General features: G+C 72.0%; 13 protein-coding genes. 8 read left to right on the top strand and 5 right to left on the bottom strand.

Annotation, left to right across the window (positions count from 1 at the left end):
* Positions 1-3: 3 nt before the first annotated feature.
* The 6 genes from paaN to AC1MIR_RS07520 all read left to right on the top strand — a co-directional run bounded on the left by paaN (position 4) and on the right by AC1MIR_RS07520 (position 6,313).
* Positions 4-1,674, top strand: coding sequence for a phenylacetic acid degradation protein PaaN (gene paaN, locus AC1MIR_RS07545; RefSeq protein ID WP_480027565.1), 1,671 nt, complete (start codon positions 4-6; stop codon positions 1,672-1,674).
* A 25-nt stretch (positions 1,675-1,699) separates the two neighbouring features.
* On the top strand, positions 1,700-2,866 hold the full coding sequence (locus tag AC1MIR_RS07540) for an ABC transporter substrate-binding protein (protein WP_480027564.1): 1,167 nt from the start codon (positions 1,700-1,702) through the stop codon (positions 2,864-2,866).
* Between the two features lie 151 nt (positions 2,867-3,017).
* A complete protein-coding gene (locus AC1MIR_RS07535) occupies positions 3,018-3,893 on the top strand; it encodes a branched-chain amino acid ABC transporter permease (RefSeq protein ID WP_480027563.1) in 876 nt (291 codons plus the stop codon).
* The gene (locus tag AC1MIR_RS07530) at positions 3,893-4,825 is read left to right on the top strand and encodes a branched-chain amino acid ABC transporter permease (protein ID WP_480027562.1); all 933 of its coding nucleotides are present in this window, start codon (positions 3,893-3,895) and stop codon (positions 4,823-4,825) included. The genes AC1MIR_RS07535 and AC1MIR_RS07530 overlap by 1 nt, the downstream gene beginning before the upstream one ends.
* Complete coding sequence (locus AC1MIR_RS07525; protein ID WP_480027561.1) at positions 4,822-5,619, top strand: ABC transporter ATP-binding protein; 798 nt, start codon at positions 4,822-4,824, stop codon at positions 5,617-5,619. The genes AC1MIR_RS07530 and AC1MIR_RS07525 overlap by 4 nt, the downstream gene beginning before the upstream one ends.
* Before the next feature lies 1 nt (position 5,620).
* On the top strand, positions 5,621-6,313 hold the full coding sequence (locus AC1MIR_RS07520) for an ABC transporter ATP-binding protein (protein WP_480028721.1): 693 nt from the start codon (positions 5,621-5,623) through the stop codon (positions 6,311-6,313).
* 70 nt (positions 6,314-6,383) lie between these two features.
* On the opposite strand, the gene AC1MIR_RS07515 is transcribed toward AC1MIR_RS07520, so the two are convergent.
* Positions 6,384-7,994 (bottom strand): peptide chain release factor 3, encoded by a 1,611-nt coding sequence (locus AC1MIR_RS07515; protein WP_480027560.1) that lies wholly within the window; start codon positions 7,992-7,994, stop codon positions 6,384-6,386.
* A 33-nt stretch (positions 7,995-8,027) separates the two neighbouring features.
* Positions 8,028-8,996: a ketopantoate reductase family protein gene (locus AC1MIR_RS07510; protein WP_480027559.1), complete on the bottom strand. Its 969-nt coding sequence runs from the start codon at positions 8,994-8,996 to the stop codon at positions 8,028-8,030.
* 67 nt (positions 8,997-9,063) lie between these two features.
* Between AC1MIR_RS07510 and AC1MIR_RS07505 the strand changes: the two genes are divergently transcribed.
* Together AC1MIR_RS07505 and AC1MIR_RS07500 are read left to right on the top strand one after the other, a co-directional pair.
* Complete coding sequence (locus AC1MIR_RS07505; RefSeq protein ID WP_480027558.1) at positions 9,064-10,041, top strand: tripartite tricarboxylate transporter substrate-binding protein; 978 nt, start codon at positions 9,064-9,066, stop codon at positions 10,039-10,041.
* A 157-nt stretch (positions 10,042-10,198) separates the two neighbouring features.
* Entirely contained in the window at positions 10,199-10,603 is a 405-nt protein-coding gene (locus AC1MIR_RS07500; protein WP_480027557.1) for a hypothetical protein, read from the top strand.
* Positions 10,604-10,788: 185 nt separating this feature from the next.
* On the opposite strand, the gene AC1MIR_RS07495 is transcribed toward AC1MIR_RS07500, so the two are convergent.
* The 3 genes from AC1MIR_RS07495 to AC1MIR_RS07485 all read right to left on the bottom strand — a co-directional run.
* Positions 10,789-11,535, bottom strand: coding sequence for a maleate cis-trans isomerase family protein (locus tag AC1MIR_RS07495; RefSeq protein WP_480027556.1), 747 nt, complete (start codon positions 11,533-11,535; stop codon positions 10,789-10,791).
* On the bottom strand, positions 11,532-12,668 hold the full coding sequence (locus AC1MIR_RS07490) for an FAD-dependent oxidoreductase (protein WP_480027555.1): 1,137 nt from the start codon (positions 12,666-12,668) through the stop codon (positions 11,532-11,534). Before AC1MIR_RS07490 ends, AC1MIR_RS07495 begins: the two co-directional genes overlap by 4 nt.
* The coding region (locus AC1MIR_RS07485; RefSeq protein WP_480027554.1) for an MmgE/PrpD family protein at positions 12,665-13,972 on the bottom strand (1,308 nt) is incomplete at its 5' end. The genes AC1MIR_RS07490 and AC1MIR_RS07485, both read right to left, overlap by 4 nt.

Raw genomic sequence — 13,972 nt, 5'->3', positions numbered from 1 at the left:
GCGATGGCGGGGAACATCCGCGACGCGCTGTTCGCGAAGTATCGCGCGACGCTGGACCAGGCCATGCAGGCGGCGCGCTCGCGCGCCTATTTCTCCGCCTATCCGGAGGCGCCCTCCGGCAGGATCTACGGCGAGACGGCGAAGGCCGATGCGGAGGCCGCCTTCGCCGCGCTGCTCGCAAAGCCCTTCGCGCCGGGTGCGCGGCAGGTCGGCGCCGAGGTCTCCCCGTGGGGCCCGGTGCTCGGCGTCACCTATCCGGCCGAGGATGTCGCGACGCTGGTCGCGCGCGCGGAAGCCGCCGCGCCGGCCTGGGCGGAGGTCTCGCCGGAGCACCGCGCGGGCGTCTGCCTCGAGATCCTGCACCGCCTCAACCGCGACAGCTTCCTGATGGCGCAGGCGGTGATGCACACCACCGGCCAGGGATGGGCCATGGCGTTCCAGGCCGGCGGGCCGCACGCGCAGGATCGCGGGCTGGAAGCGGTCGCCTATGCGATGGAGGAACTCGGGAAAATTCGGGGCGCGGTGCGCTGGAGCAAGCCGGCGGGGAAAGAGACGCTCAACCTCGACAAGACTTTTCGGGCCATCCCGCGCGGCATCGGCCTGGTGATCGGCTGCGCGACCTTCCCGACCTGGAACGGCTATCCCGGCCTCTTCGCCGATCTCGCCACCGGCAATGCGGTGATCGTGAAGCCACATCCGGCGGCGATCCTGCCGCTGGCGCTGACGGTGCGCACCGCGCGCGTCGTGCTGGCGGAGGCGGGCTTCCCTGAAGACGTGGTGCAGCTTGCACCCGACACGCCCGATGCGCCGCTGGCGGCGGATCTCGCGCGGCATCCGGCGATCGGCATCGTGGACTTCACCGGCGGCCCGGCCTTCGGCGGCTGGTTGCGCACGCACATCGCCGGCGCGAAGCCGCTGCACACCGAGGAAGCCGGGATCAACCCGGTCGTGCTGCACTCCACCGCCGATTTCGCGGGGCTGTGCCGCAACCTGGCCTTCTCGCTTTCCCTCTACAGCGGCCAGATGTGCACCGCGCCGCAGAATCTTTTCGTGCCGGCCGAGGGCATCGCGACCGAGGACGGCCCGAAGAGCTTCGACGAAGTGGCCAAGGCGCTTGCTGCAGCCGTGGACGCCCTGCTCGCCGACCCGGCGCGCGCCGCCGGCGTTCTCGGCACCGTGCAGAACCCGGCGACGCTGGACCGCATCGCCGCCGCGCGCGGCCTGGGACGCGTCGTGCGCGACAGCGGGACGGTGGAGATGCCGGGCTTCACGCAAGCGCGCAGCGCAACGCCGCTGCTCGTCGCGGTCGCAGCCGCCGACCGCGCCGCCTGGGGCGAGGAGCGCTTCGGCCCCATCGGCTTCCTGATCCGCTGCGAGGATGCGGAGGAGGCGCTGCGCCTCGCCGCGACCTCCGTGCGCGAGAAGGGCGCGATCACCGCGCTGGTCCACAGCACGGACGAGGCGTTCCTGCAGCGCGCCGAGGCCGCCTTCGCCAAGGCTGGCGTGGCACTCAGCGAAAATCTCTGCGGCGGGCTGTTCGTGAACCAGTCCGCGGCCTTCAGCGACTATCATGTCTCCGGCGCCAATCCGGCAGGCACATCCTGCCTGACGGACGCCGCCTTCGTCGCCAACCGGTTCCACATCGCCATGGCACGGCGCCCCGCCGCGGCCTGAGCGCGTCACACAGGGAGGAAGAAGAATGGGTGTCGCTTCCATGCTCCGGCGCGGCGCGCTCGCGCTTGGCGCCGCCGCCATCGTCGCGCTGCCGGCACTGGCGCAGCGCAACGATCCGATCCGCATCGGCGCGGTGCTCTCCGTCACCGGGCCGGCGAGCTTCCTCGGCGACCCCGAGGACAAGACGCTGCGGCTCTACGTGAACCGCATCAACGCCGCGGGCGGCGTCAACGGCAGGCCGATCCAGCTGATCGTCTATGACGACGGCGGCGACGCGAACCGCGCCCGCACCTTCGCCACCCGCCTGGTCGAGGACGACCGCGTGGTGGCGATGGTCGGCGGCACCACCACCGGCACGACGATGGCGATGCGCCCGGTCTTCGAGGAAGCGCGCATCCCCTTCATCTCGCTCGCCGGCGGCATCGAGATCATCGACCCCGTCGCGCCCTACACCTTCAAGACCCCGCACACCGACCGCATGGCCTGCGAGAAGATATTTGCGGACATCCGCGCGCGGAGCCTTTCGCGGGTCGCGCTGATCTCGGGAACGGACGGGTTCGGGCAGTCCATGCGCACGCAGTGCCAGCGCGTGGCGCAGGCGGCCGGCATCACCATCGTCGCCGACGAGCAATACGGCCCGCGCGACTCCGACATGACCCCGCAGCTGACGCGCATCCGCAACACCGCGGGCGTGGAGGCGGTGGTGAACCCGGGCTTCGGCCAGGGCCCGGCGATCGTCACGCGCAACTACGCGCAGCTCGGCATCCGCCTGCCGCTGTATCAGTCGCACGGCGTCGCCAGCGCGCAGTTCATCCAGCTGGCCACCCCGCAGGCGGCCGAGGGCGTGCGCCTGCCCGCGGCCGCGCTGCTGGTGGCCGAGCAACTGCCGGCGAACGATCCGCAGCGCCAGGTGCTTATCGACTACAAGACCGCCTTCGAGCGCGAGACCGGCCAGCCCGTCTCGACCTTCGGCGGCCATGCCTATGACGGGCTGATGATCCTGGTGGAGGCGATCAAGCGCGCCAACAGCACCGACGGCACGCGCCTGCGCGACGCGATCCGCCAGACCCGCGGCTTCGTCGGCACCGGCGGCGTCGTGAACATGAGCCCGACCGACCATATGGGCCTGGATCTCAGCGCCTTCCGCATGGTCGAGATCCGCAACGGCCAGTTCATGCTCATTTCAAACTGACCCTCAGACGCCGGGCGCGCGCATCCGCGCGCTTGGCTTCGCCGCGCTACTGGCGCGCCGGTGGTGAAGCCTTACGGGCGGCGGGCCGCATTCGCGGCCGCGGCGCGGGCAGAGAGGCCCGCGCCGCCCTCGCGGATGGAGACTTTGGGCGATGACCGCGGAGCTCCTGCAATTCCTCGTCTCCGGCCTGACCGTCGGCGCGGTCTATGCGCTGGTCGCGCTGGGCTTCACCCTGATCTACAACGCGTCGGACGTGGTGAACTTCGCGCAGGGCGAGTTCGTGATGCTCGGCGGCATGGTGACGGTCTTCGCCACGGCCGCCGGGCTCGCGCTGCCGCTGGCCGCGGCACTGGCGATCCTGGTGGCGGTCGCGGTCGGCCTGCTGCTGCATCGCCTGGCGATCGAGCCGGCGCGCGGCGCATCCGCCGTCACGCTCATCATCATCACCATCGGCGCCAGCATCTTCCTGCGCGGCGTCGCGCAGATCGTCTTCGACAAGCAGTTCCATCAGCTGCCTGCCTTCAGCGGCAGCGATCCCATCCCGCTGGCGGGCGCGGCCATCCTGCCGCAGAGTTTCTGGGTGCTGGGCGGGGCGGTGCTGGTGTTCCTCGGCCTCTTCGTCTTCCTGGAGAAGACGCTGCTCGGCAAGGCGGTGCTGGCGACGGCCGCGAACCGGCTGGCGGCGCGGCTGGTCGGCGTGGACACCTCCTTCGTGCTCGCGCTCTCCTTCGGGCTGAGCGCGGCGATCGGCGCACTCGCGGGCATCCTCATCACGCCGATCACCCTGACCTCCTTTGATGTCGGCACCATGCTGGCGCTGAAGGGTTTTGCGGCGGCGATGCTGGGCGGCATGGGCAGCCCGCTGGGTGCGGTGGTGGGCGGGCTGCTGCTCGGGCTGCTCGAGAGCTTCGCCGCGGGCACGATCTCCTCGGCCTACAAGGACGCGGTCGCCTTCGTAGTGATCCTGGCGGTGCTGTTCACCATGCCGCAGGGGCTGTTCGGGCGCCGCAGCGTGGAGCGCGTGTGATGGGATCGCGTTGGGCCACGCTGATCATCCTTGCGGTGATCATCGGCACCATCCCGTGGTTCTTCCCCTCCGGCTTCTATTTCCGCGTCGCCGCGCTGATCTGGGTGACGGCGCTCGCCGCCGTCGGGCTGCAGATCCTGATGGGACAGGCGGGGCAGGTGAGCCTCGGCCATGCCGGGTTCGTCGGCATCGGCGCCTATACGATGGCGCTGGGGCCCAAGCTGCTTGGCCTGGATGTGCTGCTCTGCCTGCCGCTCGGCGCGGTGATCGCGGGTGGCGTGGCCTTCGTGGTGGGCCGGCCGATCCTGCGCCTGAAGGGGCATTACCTGGCGGTCGCGACGCTCGGCTTCGGCATGCTGGTGACGATGGTGCTGGTGAACGAGGTGGCGCTGACCGGCGGCCCCGACGGCATTCGCATCCCGCGGGCCGAGCTGTTCGGCTGGCGCATCCGCGGCGGCGAGACCTTCTACTGGATCACCGGCGGCGCGCTGCTGATCGGCGTCTGGATCGCCTTGAACCTGCAGGCGAGCCCTTCGGGCCGCGCGCTGGCCGCGCTGCATGACAGCGAGGTCGCGGCCCGGACCGTCGGCATCGACGTCGCCGCGCACAAGCTGCGCGCCTTCGTCATTGCCGCGGTTTATGCGGCAATTGCGGGCGGGCTGCTGGCGCTGATGAACGGCTTCGTCACGCCGGAAGCCTCGGGCTTCCTGGCCTCCATCGAATACGTGACGATGGTGGTGATCGGCGGCCTCGCCTCGGTGCCCGGCGCGGTTGTGGGCGCGGCGCTGCTGGTGCTGCTGCCGCAGACGCTCACCTTCCTGCACGAATACGAGCAGGCGGTGATCGGACTGCTCATCATGCTCTTCATGATCTTTCTCCGCGCTGGCATCGTGCCGGGGCTGGCGGCGCTGCTGCGGCGGAGGCCTGCGTGACCAGCCGAGGCGATGTCCTGCTGACGGCCGAGGGCGTGGGCATCTCCTTCGGCGGCCTGCGCGCGCTGGATGGCGTCGGCTTCGCGGCGCGCGCGGGCGAGATCCTGGCGATCATCGGACCGAATGGCGCCGGCAAGACCACGCTTTTCAACATCGTCTCCGGCCTCTACCGCGCGACGGAGGGCCGCATCGCGCTGGACGGGCAGGAGGTGACGCAGGCGCCGCCGCATCGCCTTGCGTCGCTCGGCCTCTCGCGCACCTTCCAGAACCTGCAGGTGTTCTTCCGCATGACCGCGCTGGAGAACGTGATGGCGGGGCGGCACCTGCGCGAGGGCTCGACTCTGCTCGCCGACCTGTTCCGGCTGCCGCGCTCGCGCCGCGCCAATGCCGCGACGCGCGATGCCGCGATGGCGCTGCTGGAGGAGGTGGGCCTGGCCGATACGGCGGAGACGCCGGCGGGCTCGCTGCCCTACGGTGCGCTGAAGCGGCTGGAGATCGCGCGCGCGCTGGCGACGAATCCCCGCGTGCTGCTGCTGGACGAGCCCGCCGCCGGCTGCAACCCCGTGGAGACGGAGGAGATCGACCGCCTGATCGCGCAGGTCGCGGCGCGCGGCGTCGCGGTGGTGCTGATCGAGCACGACATGAAGCTGGTGATGCGCATCAGCCGCCACGTCGTCGTGCTGAACCAGGGCCGCATGCTGGCCGAGGGCACGCCTGAGCAGGTGCGCACCAACCCCGAGGTGATCGCCGCCTATCTCGGCACGCATGGCGTGAAGGAGGCGAGCCTTGCTTGAGGTGCGGGACCTGCAATCCGCCTATGGCCGCATCCTCGCGCTGAAGGGCGTCTCGCTGCGCGTCGAGACCGGCGAGATCACTGCGATCGTCGGCGGCAACGGCGCGGGCAAGACGACGCTGCTGCGCTGCCTCTCCGGCGTGCAGCCCGTCAGCGCCGGCCGCGTGAGCTTCCATGGCGAGGACATCACCGGCTGGACGCCGCACCGCCGCGTCGCCGCCGGCATCGCGCAATCGCCGGAGGGCCGCCAGGTCTTCGGGCCGCTGAGCGTCGAGGACAATCTGCGCCTGGGCGCGTTCCGCCGGGCGCGTGCGACAACGGACGAGAATCTCGAAAGCGTCTTCGGGATGTTCCCGATCCTGCGCGAAAAGCGCGCGCTGCCCGCCGCGGGGCTTTCGGGCGGGCAGCAGCAGATGCTGGCGATCGGCCGCGCGCTGATGAGCGAGCCGCGGCTGCTGCTGCTGGACGAGCCGAGCATGGGCCTGGCGCCGGTGCTGGTGGACCAGATCCTGGAAGCCGTCATGGCGCTGAAGCGCGCCGGCGTCACGGTGCTGCTGGTGGAGCAGAATGCGAGTGCCGCGCTGGCGATCGCGGACCGGGGCTATGTGATCGAGACGGGGCGGATCGCGCAGAGCGGGACCGGGGCGACGCTGCTGCATGATCCGGCGGTGCGGGAGGCGTATCTGGGGCTCTGACGTCTTGGGGCAGGCTTGTTGGCTCCCCCCACCCCATCCCTCCCCCGTGCACGGGGGAGGGATGTTCGTGTCAGCGCGCCATCTGCACCACGCCGTGCTGCTCCCGCACCGCATGGAACTTCAGCGCCGGAAAATCCTCCTGCGCGCGGTTGCGGCGCCAGTCGCTGCTGAACAGCGCGACATACTCGCCGTCATGGTCCTCCGCGGTGTCACCGCGGTTGGTCGCGGCCCAGCGCTCGATCTGGGCGCGGTCGCCGGTGATCCAGCGCAGCACCTGCCAGCGCGTCGCGTCGAAGCCGGCGGGCACGCCGTATTCCACCTTCAGCCGCGACTGCAGCACGTCGAGCTGCAGCTGGCCCACCACGCCAACCACCGGCGGGCTGCCGTCCAACGGACGAAAAATCTGCACGACGCCTTCCTCAGCCAGCTGGTCCAGCGCCGTGCGCAGCTTCTTGGCCAGCATCGGATCCTCCAGCCGTACGTGGCGGAGGATCTCAGGAGCGAAGGAAGGAACGCCCCGAAAATTGACCTCCTCGCCTTCGGTCAGCGTGTCGCCGATGCGCAGCGTGCCGTGGTTGGCGATGCCGACGACGTCGCCGGGCCAGGCCTCCTCGGCTACCTGGCGTTCCTTGGCGAAGAAGAACAGCGGCGCGTTCACCGGCACCTGCTTGCCGGTGCGCACCTGGCGCAGGCGCATGCCCTTGGTCAGACGCCCGCTGCACAGCCGCACGAAGGCCACGCGGTCGCGGTGGTTGGGGTCCATGTTGGCCTGGACCTTGAAGACGAAGCCGGTCAGCCGCGGCTCCGCCGGCGCCACGTCGCGCGGATCGGCGGGGCGGGCGCCGGGCGGGGGGGCGAAGCGGGCGAGGCCTTCCAGCAGGTGACCCACGCCGAAGTCGCGCAGCGCACTCCCGAAGAACACCGGCGTCAGCGTGCCCTCGCGGAAGCTTTCGAGCGAGAAGGGCTTGAGCCCGGCCTCGGCCAGCAGCACCTCCTCGGCCAGCGCGGTCGCGCGCGCCTCGCCGACCAGCTCGGCGATCTTCGGGTCATCGTAGCCGCTGACGGAAATCCCTTCGTCCTCGGTCGCGTCCACCGGCATCAGGCGCTTCGCCAGGATGTCGTAGGTGCCCCAGAACTCGGAAGCGCGGCCGACCGGCCAGGCGACGGGGGCGGCATCCAGCGCGAGTGTCTTCTCGATCTCGTCGATCAGCTCGAAGGGATCGCGGGCCTCGCGGTCCATCTTGTTGACGAAGGTGACGATCGGGATGTCGCGCAGGCGGCACACCTCGAACAGCTTGCGCGTCTGGCTCTCGATGCCCTTGGCGGCGTCCAGGACCATCACGGCCGCATCCACCGCGGTCAGCGTCCGGTAGGTGTCCTCGGAGAAATCCTCGTGGCCGGGCGTGTCGAGCAGATTGAAGACGACGCCCGCGCGCTCGAAGGTCATGACCGAGGTCGCGACGCTGATGCCGCGGTCCTGCTCGATCTTCATCCAGTCGGATCGCGTGCGCCGGGCGTTGCCCTTGGCGCGGACGGCGCCAGCCAACTGGATCGCGCCGCCCTTCAGCAGCAGCTTCTCCGTCAGCGTGGTCTTGCCAGCGTCGGGGTGGGCGATGATCGCGAAGGTGCGCCGGCGCGCGGCTTCCCGCGCGACCGCGTCAACGGCCAGGGTTTCGCTCATGATGGCGCCATATAGCCCTTCGGCCCGCCGGTATCAGCCCCGTGAGCGTTCCAGCAGCGCCACCAACCCATGCACCCCGCGCATCACCGGGGCAGGGTGATCGAGGCGCTCCGCCATTTCGACCAGGGCGCCGAGGATGGGGCCGAGTTCCAGCCGGCGCCCGGCCTCCAGATCCTGCAGCATGGAGGTCCGAAAAGCGCCGATGCGGCGGGTGACGGCCATGCGGTCCGCGATGGAGCCGAGCGGCGCGAGGCCGATCGCCTGCCCGAGCCCATCCATCTCCGCCATCATCGCCTCGGCCAGGCCGCGAACGCCGGGCTCGTCGAGCATGTCGGAGAGAGTGGCGCGGCAGAGCGCGCTCAACGGGTTCATGTTCGAATTGCCCCAAAGCTTGCGCCAGATGTCCTGACGCAAGGCCTCGGTGGGTTCGGCGGGGATGCCGCCGCTGCGCAGCAGGGCGACCGTCTCGGCCAGCAGCGCGGCGTTGCCGCCACCGATATCGCCAAGCGGCAGGCGGTCGGCCTTGGCCAGTCGGATGACGCCCGGCGCCTCCACGCTGGCCGCGGCGTGGACCACGGCGGCCAGGATGCGCTCCGGCGGCAGGGCGGCGGCCAGCGCCCCGCCAGGGTCCACGCTGTCCAGCGCCATGCCCTGCAGCGGGCCGCCGAAGCCCTGCAGGAAGAACCACGGCACGCCGTTCTGCGCCGACAGCACCCGCGTCCCGGGCCCGAGCGCTGCCTGGACCATCGGCAGGGCGCCAGGCAGGTCCTGCCCTTTGAGGCCCAGCACCAGCAGGTCGGGCGGTGGCAGCGCGGCGGGGTCAGCCTCGGCCTGGAGACGGAAACGGCGCTCGGCCGCGCCGTCGCGCAGCACAAGCCCGTCGCGGCGCAGCGCGGCCAGCTTGGCGCCGCGGGCGAGCAGCGACACCTCCGCCCCGCCCGCGGCGAAGCCTGCCGCGAGCCAGCCGCCGATGGCACCGACGCCGAGAACCGTGACCTTCATGGCGATTTCCTCTGCCGGAAGCGCTGCCGGAGGGCAACAATGACAGCGACCGACCCGGAGGATGCCGATGCTCGCTCGCCGCGCGCTGTTCGCCCTGCCCCTGCTCGCCGCGCCTGCCGCGGCCCAGGCCCCTGTCCCGCAGCCGTCCTGGCCGCAGCGGACGGTGCGCCTGATCGTGCCTTTCCCGCCGGGCGGGACCACCGATGTGCTGGCCCGCGCCCTGGCGGCCAAGTGGCAGGACCAGTGGGGCCAGCAGGTCGTGGTGGACAACAAGGGTGGCGGCGGCGGCGTGGTCGGCACGCAGGAGGCCTTCCGTGCTGTGCCCGACGGCTACACCCTCGTGCTCGGCAACAACCAGACCCATGCGACCAACGGGGCGTTGATCCCGAACCTGCCCTATGACCCGGCCGGCTTCGCCGCCATCAGCCTGGTCGCCCGCGCGCCGCATGCGCTGGTGGTGCCGGCCGCCTCCCCGACGCGCACGGTGCCGGAGCTGGTGGCGCTCGGCCGGCAGCCGGGCAGGGGGCTGTCTTATGCCTCGTCCTCGGCCGGGTCCTCTTCCCACCTGATGGGCGAGACCTTCGCTCGGCGGAATGGGATGAACGCGACGCATGTGCCCTATCGCGGCGCGGCGCCGGCGGCGCAGGACCTGGCGGCCGGCACGGTCGATTTCATGATGGCGACCTGGGCCAGCGTCTCCGCGCTGGCGGCCGGCGGCCGCATCCGGGCGCTCGCCGTGGGCGGGGAGGAACGATTTCCCGACATCCCGGAGGTGCCGACGCTGAAGGAACTCGGCTACGACTATGTCTCGGGCGATGCCTGGTTCGGGCTGTTCGCGCCCCGGACCACGCCGCCGCCGATCCTGGAGCGGGTGCATGATGCGACCGTCGCGGCGCTCGCCGACCCCGTCCTGCGTGGCCGTCTGGAGGCGGCCGGCTTCCGCATTGCCACGATGCCGCCGGCGGCATTCGGCGCCTTCCACCAGGCTGAGGTGGCGCGCTGGGCGCAACTCGTGAAGGAATCGGGCGTCACCCTGGCGAATTAGCAGCCCTCGGCTGGCCCCGTGCGGGCGCGACCGACGGCTTTCGGCGACCCTCCTCACGGAGTGATGAAGGGGGAGAGTTGCGCCCCGCACAGGGCAAAGCCCCTTGGCCGCGCCCGCTGGCGCGGCTAAATGCAGGCTGCCCAAAGCCAGCAGGACCATGCAGACAAAGAAGCTCTTCGACTTCAACGAGCGCAAGAATGCCGCCGAGGAGGCGCGCAAGGCCGCCGCCGAGAAGTTCGCCGCGATGAAGTCGCGCCTCGACGATCCCGAGGTGCAGAAGCGTATGGCGGAGCAGAAGGCGATTGCCGAGGCGCGCGCCGCGCGCGAGGCGGAGAAGCGCGCCGCGAAGCTCGCCGAGAAGCAGGCCGCCGAGGCTGCCCGTCTGGCCGCCAAGCGGGAGGCGGAGCGCAAGGCGCAGGAGGAACTGGCCCGGCGCCGCGCCGCGGAGATCGAGGCGGCGAATGCCGCCGCCCGCCGCGCCGCCGACCAGCGCAACCGCGCCGTGACGCTCGCCGCCGCCCACAAGGCGATGATGGACGCCCGCAAGGCGCGCCAGCGCTGAACTTGCCCCACGACGTTGCTGCGCAACGCCGCGGGAACACAGGCTTGTACCGTTCCGTCCGCTGACCGCTCCGCCTGTCGCGGCGTCGTGCCGATTGGCGCGCCTCCGGCGTGACGCCGCGATAGGGCTCACGGGGGCCATCGCGGCACGCGGGCAAAGCCTTCCTTGTCAGGATGCGGCGGCTGTCAGGCTGCCAGCAGACCGGCCAGATCCGGGCAGCAAGCCCGCATCGCCTCGCTCGCCGGCAGGCCCAGCCTGCGGCAGGCTGCGAAGGCGCAGGCCATGTTCGATGAGAGCAGCGGCACACCGAGCCGCGCCCGCATCCATTCCATCGCGTCCAGCGTCGCCGCGCCGGTGCCGGAGATCAGCACGGCGCAATCCGGCGGCGGGGCGAGCTTCGCCAGCCCGTCCGCGATCTCCTCCGGCGCCAGGTCATAGGCGCGGAACGTGTCCGAGACCTTGAAGGACTCCACCAGGTCGAGCCCCGCGGCCGCCCAGTAGCGCTCGGCGCGCTCCGTCAGCCAGCCGGGATAGGGCGAGAACAGCAGCAGGCGCGTGCGGCGGAGCGCCTCCAGCGCCTCCGCGATGGCGCGGGCGGCGAGGATCACCGGGCGGCCGGCGGTGGCCGAGAGCCGCTCCTGCAGCGCCTGGTCCTCTTCCGGCGGCAGCGCGTAGCTCGGCCCGGTGAGGCCGACGATCACCGCATCCAGCGCCAGCGCGCCGAAGGCGCCGAGCGCGGCCTCGACATGGCCGAGATAGACGGCGTTTCGCTGTTCCAGCGTGGTGTTCGGCATCACCGGCAGGCGCGCGACATGCAGCGCCGCCTGCGCGGGCAGCAGATGCCGGATCTCGGGCTCGACCGCAGGATTGGCGGAGGGCGAGAGCAGGCCGACGCGATGCGTGGGATGCCAGCGGCGCGGCGGATGCGTCACGGTGCGCCGACCTTCGCGATGTCCAGCATGCTCGCCTCCCGCGCCCAGGCGCGCGCCTGATCGGGCGTCAGTGCCGCCATGCGCGCGACCTCGCCCGAGGGGTCGGCCGCCACGCGCGCATCGGTGCGCGGCAGCAGCGCGGTCCGCACCGTGCGCAGCCGGGCCTCCGCCCAGGCATCCAGCAACGCATCGCCGCCGCCATCAAGCACGCGGCGCAGCGTGGCCGCCAGCGTCATCGCATCATGGATGCCGGCATTCATGTTCATGCCGCCGCGCGTGTTGGTCAGATGCGCGGCATCGCCCGCCAGCAAAACGCGGCCGGCGCGATAGGCGACCGCCATCGCCTTGCGCACGCCATACACGTCGCGCCCGCTGATCGGCATCGTCGCGAGTTGCGGCAGGAAGCGCTTGAGTTGCGTGTGGGCGTAGCCATCCGACAGCGCCTCGGCATCCGTCATGGTCGGCGGCATGCGCAGGATGACGCGCCAGACCTCGGGCATGCGCAGCAGCGAACAGGAGCCCTGCGAATCGTAGAGATAGCCGAGGCCGTCCAGCCCCGGCACATGCGCGCGCAGATCGAGCGGCGTCAGCAGGCGCAGCACGCGATGCGCGTAGTCGTTCGTCTCCGCCGCGATGCCCGCCAGGCCCCGCACGGCGCCGGAGGACCCGTCGCAGCCGATGAGGAAGCGCGCGCGATGCGTGGAGCCGTCCTCGCAGGTGACGGTCACGCCGCCATCGTCCTGTGTCAGCGCCGCGACGCCGGCATTGAAGCGCGCCGTGCCCGCCGGCAGCGCGGCAAGCAGCGCAGGCGTCAGGAAATGCTGCTCGCGGTGCCAGCGGAAGGGGAAGCGGGCCTCGTCGGGCAGGATGCCGAGGTCGAGCGTCGCGGTCTCACCCGTGTCCACGCGGCGCCACAGGATGCGATCCACCTGGACGCCGCCGGGCCGCAGCGCGGTGAAGACGCCGAGCTCGTCCAGCGCCTCCAGCGTCGGCGGATGGAAGGTGGAGGCGCGGGAGGCGGCCGACAGCTCCGCGCGCTTCTCCAGCACGCGCACATCCAGGCCGCGCCGGTGCAGCGCGAGGGCGAGGGTGAGCCCGACCGGGCCGGCGCCGGCGATGAGGACGTCCGTCATCCGAAGAGGCCCTCGGCCGGCGCATCCCGCAGCAACGCGGCGACGGCGCGCGCGACGCCGGCCTCGCCGAGCGTGCGGCCGACGAAGCGCGCGAATTTCCGCACCGCCTCCGCCTCGCTCATCGGCCTGTCCGGATCGCCGGTGACGCCGGTGACGGTCTCGCTCTCGCCATCCACGACGAGCGTCGCGCCGCGGCGGCCTGCCGCGGTGAGGGCGGTGTCCTCCACCAGCTCGACCTGCGCTTCCAGCGCACGCATGCGCGGATCGGCTAGGGCCTCGTCCGTGTAGGCGGCGGGGCCGAGATCGCCCTGGGCCAGCGCCGCCGCGACGGCCCAGCTCAGGCTGAACTGCGCGGCGATCGCGGCGCGCGGCGCGCGATTGCCGGCATAGCGCAGCGCCTCGGCATAGGTGGACAGCAGGATGCGCTGCGGCGTGCGCGACACGCGGCCGCGCAGCGCGATGGCGGCGACGGCGCCGTAATGCGCATGGCGCACACCGGCGAAGGGCTTGAGGTAGGCGTCTTCGAGAAGCCAGGTGCCGGGCGGCGTGGTGGCCGCCGGCGCGTCATGCCCGAGCGCGATCCGGCGTGCCTGCGCGAAGCCATCCTCCGGCGCATCCATCCCGGCCACGGCCGACGCAGCCGCCATGCTGCCGAGCAGCGCGGCATGCGCGGGATAGCTGTTGCGCCCGTCCATCCCCGCCGCGATCGGCGCGTAGAGCGAGAAGGGCACCTGGCACGAAACCAACCGCACCGCGCGCGCGATGCCCGCCCCATCCAGCCCCGCCAGCCGCGCCGCGCAGGCGGCGGCGCCGAGGCTGTGCCAGGACCCATCCACATGCATGCCCGGCTTGATGCGCCAGGCCTCGCCGGCGCGGGCCGCCACCTCGTAGCCGAGCGCGAAGGCGGCGACCGCATCCTGCGCCGCCACGCCCCGCGCGCGGGCGACGAGCGCGAGCGGCGCCACGGGCAGGGCCGGCCGGCCATGCGCGACGGCGAGTCCCTCATTCGCCTCGTCCCAGCAGGTGGCGGTGGCGAGGAGGGCCGCCGCCGCACCGGGCGCGAGATGCGCGCCGGCCAGCGCGACCTCGCCGGGAAAGGCGGCCTGCAGCGCTTGCGCGAAGGCCGCGACGCGCGGATGGCGCAGGCCGGCCAGGGCGCAGCCCAGGCTGTCCAGCAGCAGCAATCGCGCCTTCGCCGACGCGGGGGGGGGGGGGGGCCCCCCCCCCCCGCCCCGGCGCCACCAGGCGGCGGGCAGGGCGCTTGCCGCGGCCTTGGCCGCGATCTCGTCCGGGAAGATGCCGAA

The organism is Falsiroseomonas sp. RANM36, assembly GCF_056682175.1.
The sequence above is the reverse complement of the archived record's forward strand: the minus strand, read 5'-3'. Positions and strand labels throughout refer to the sequence as shown.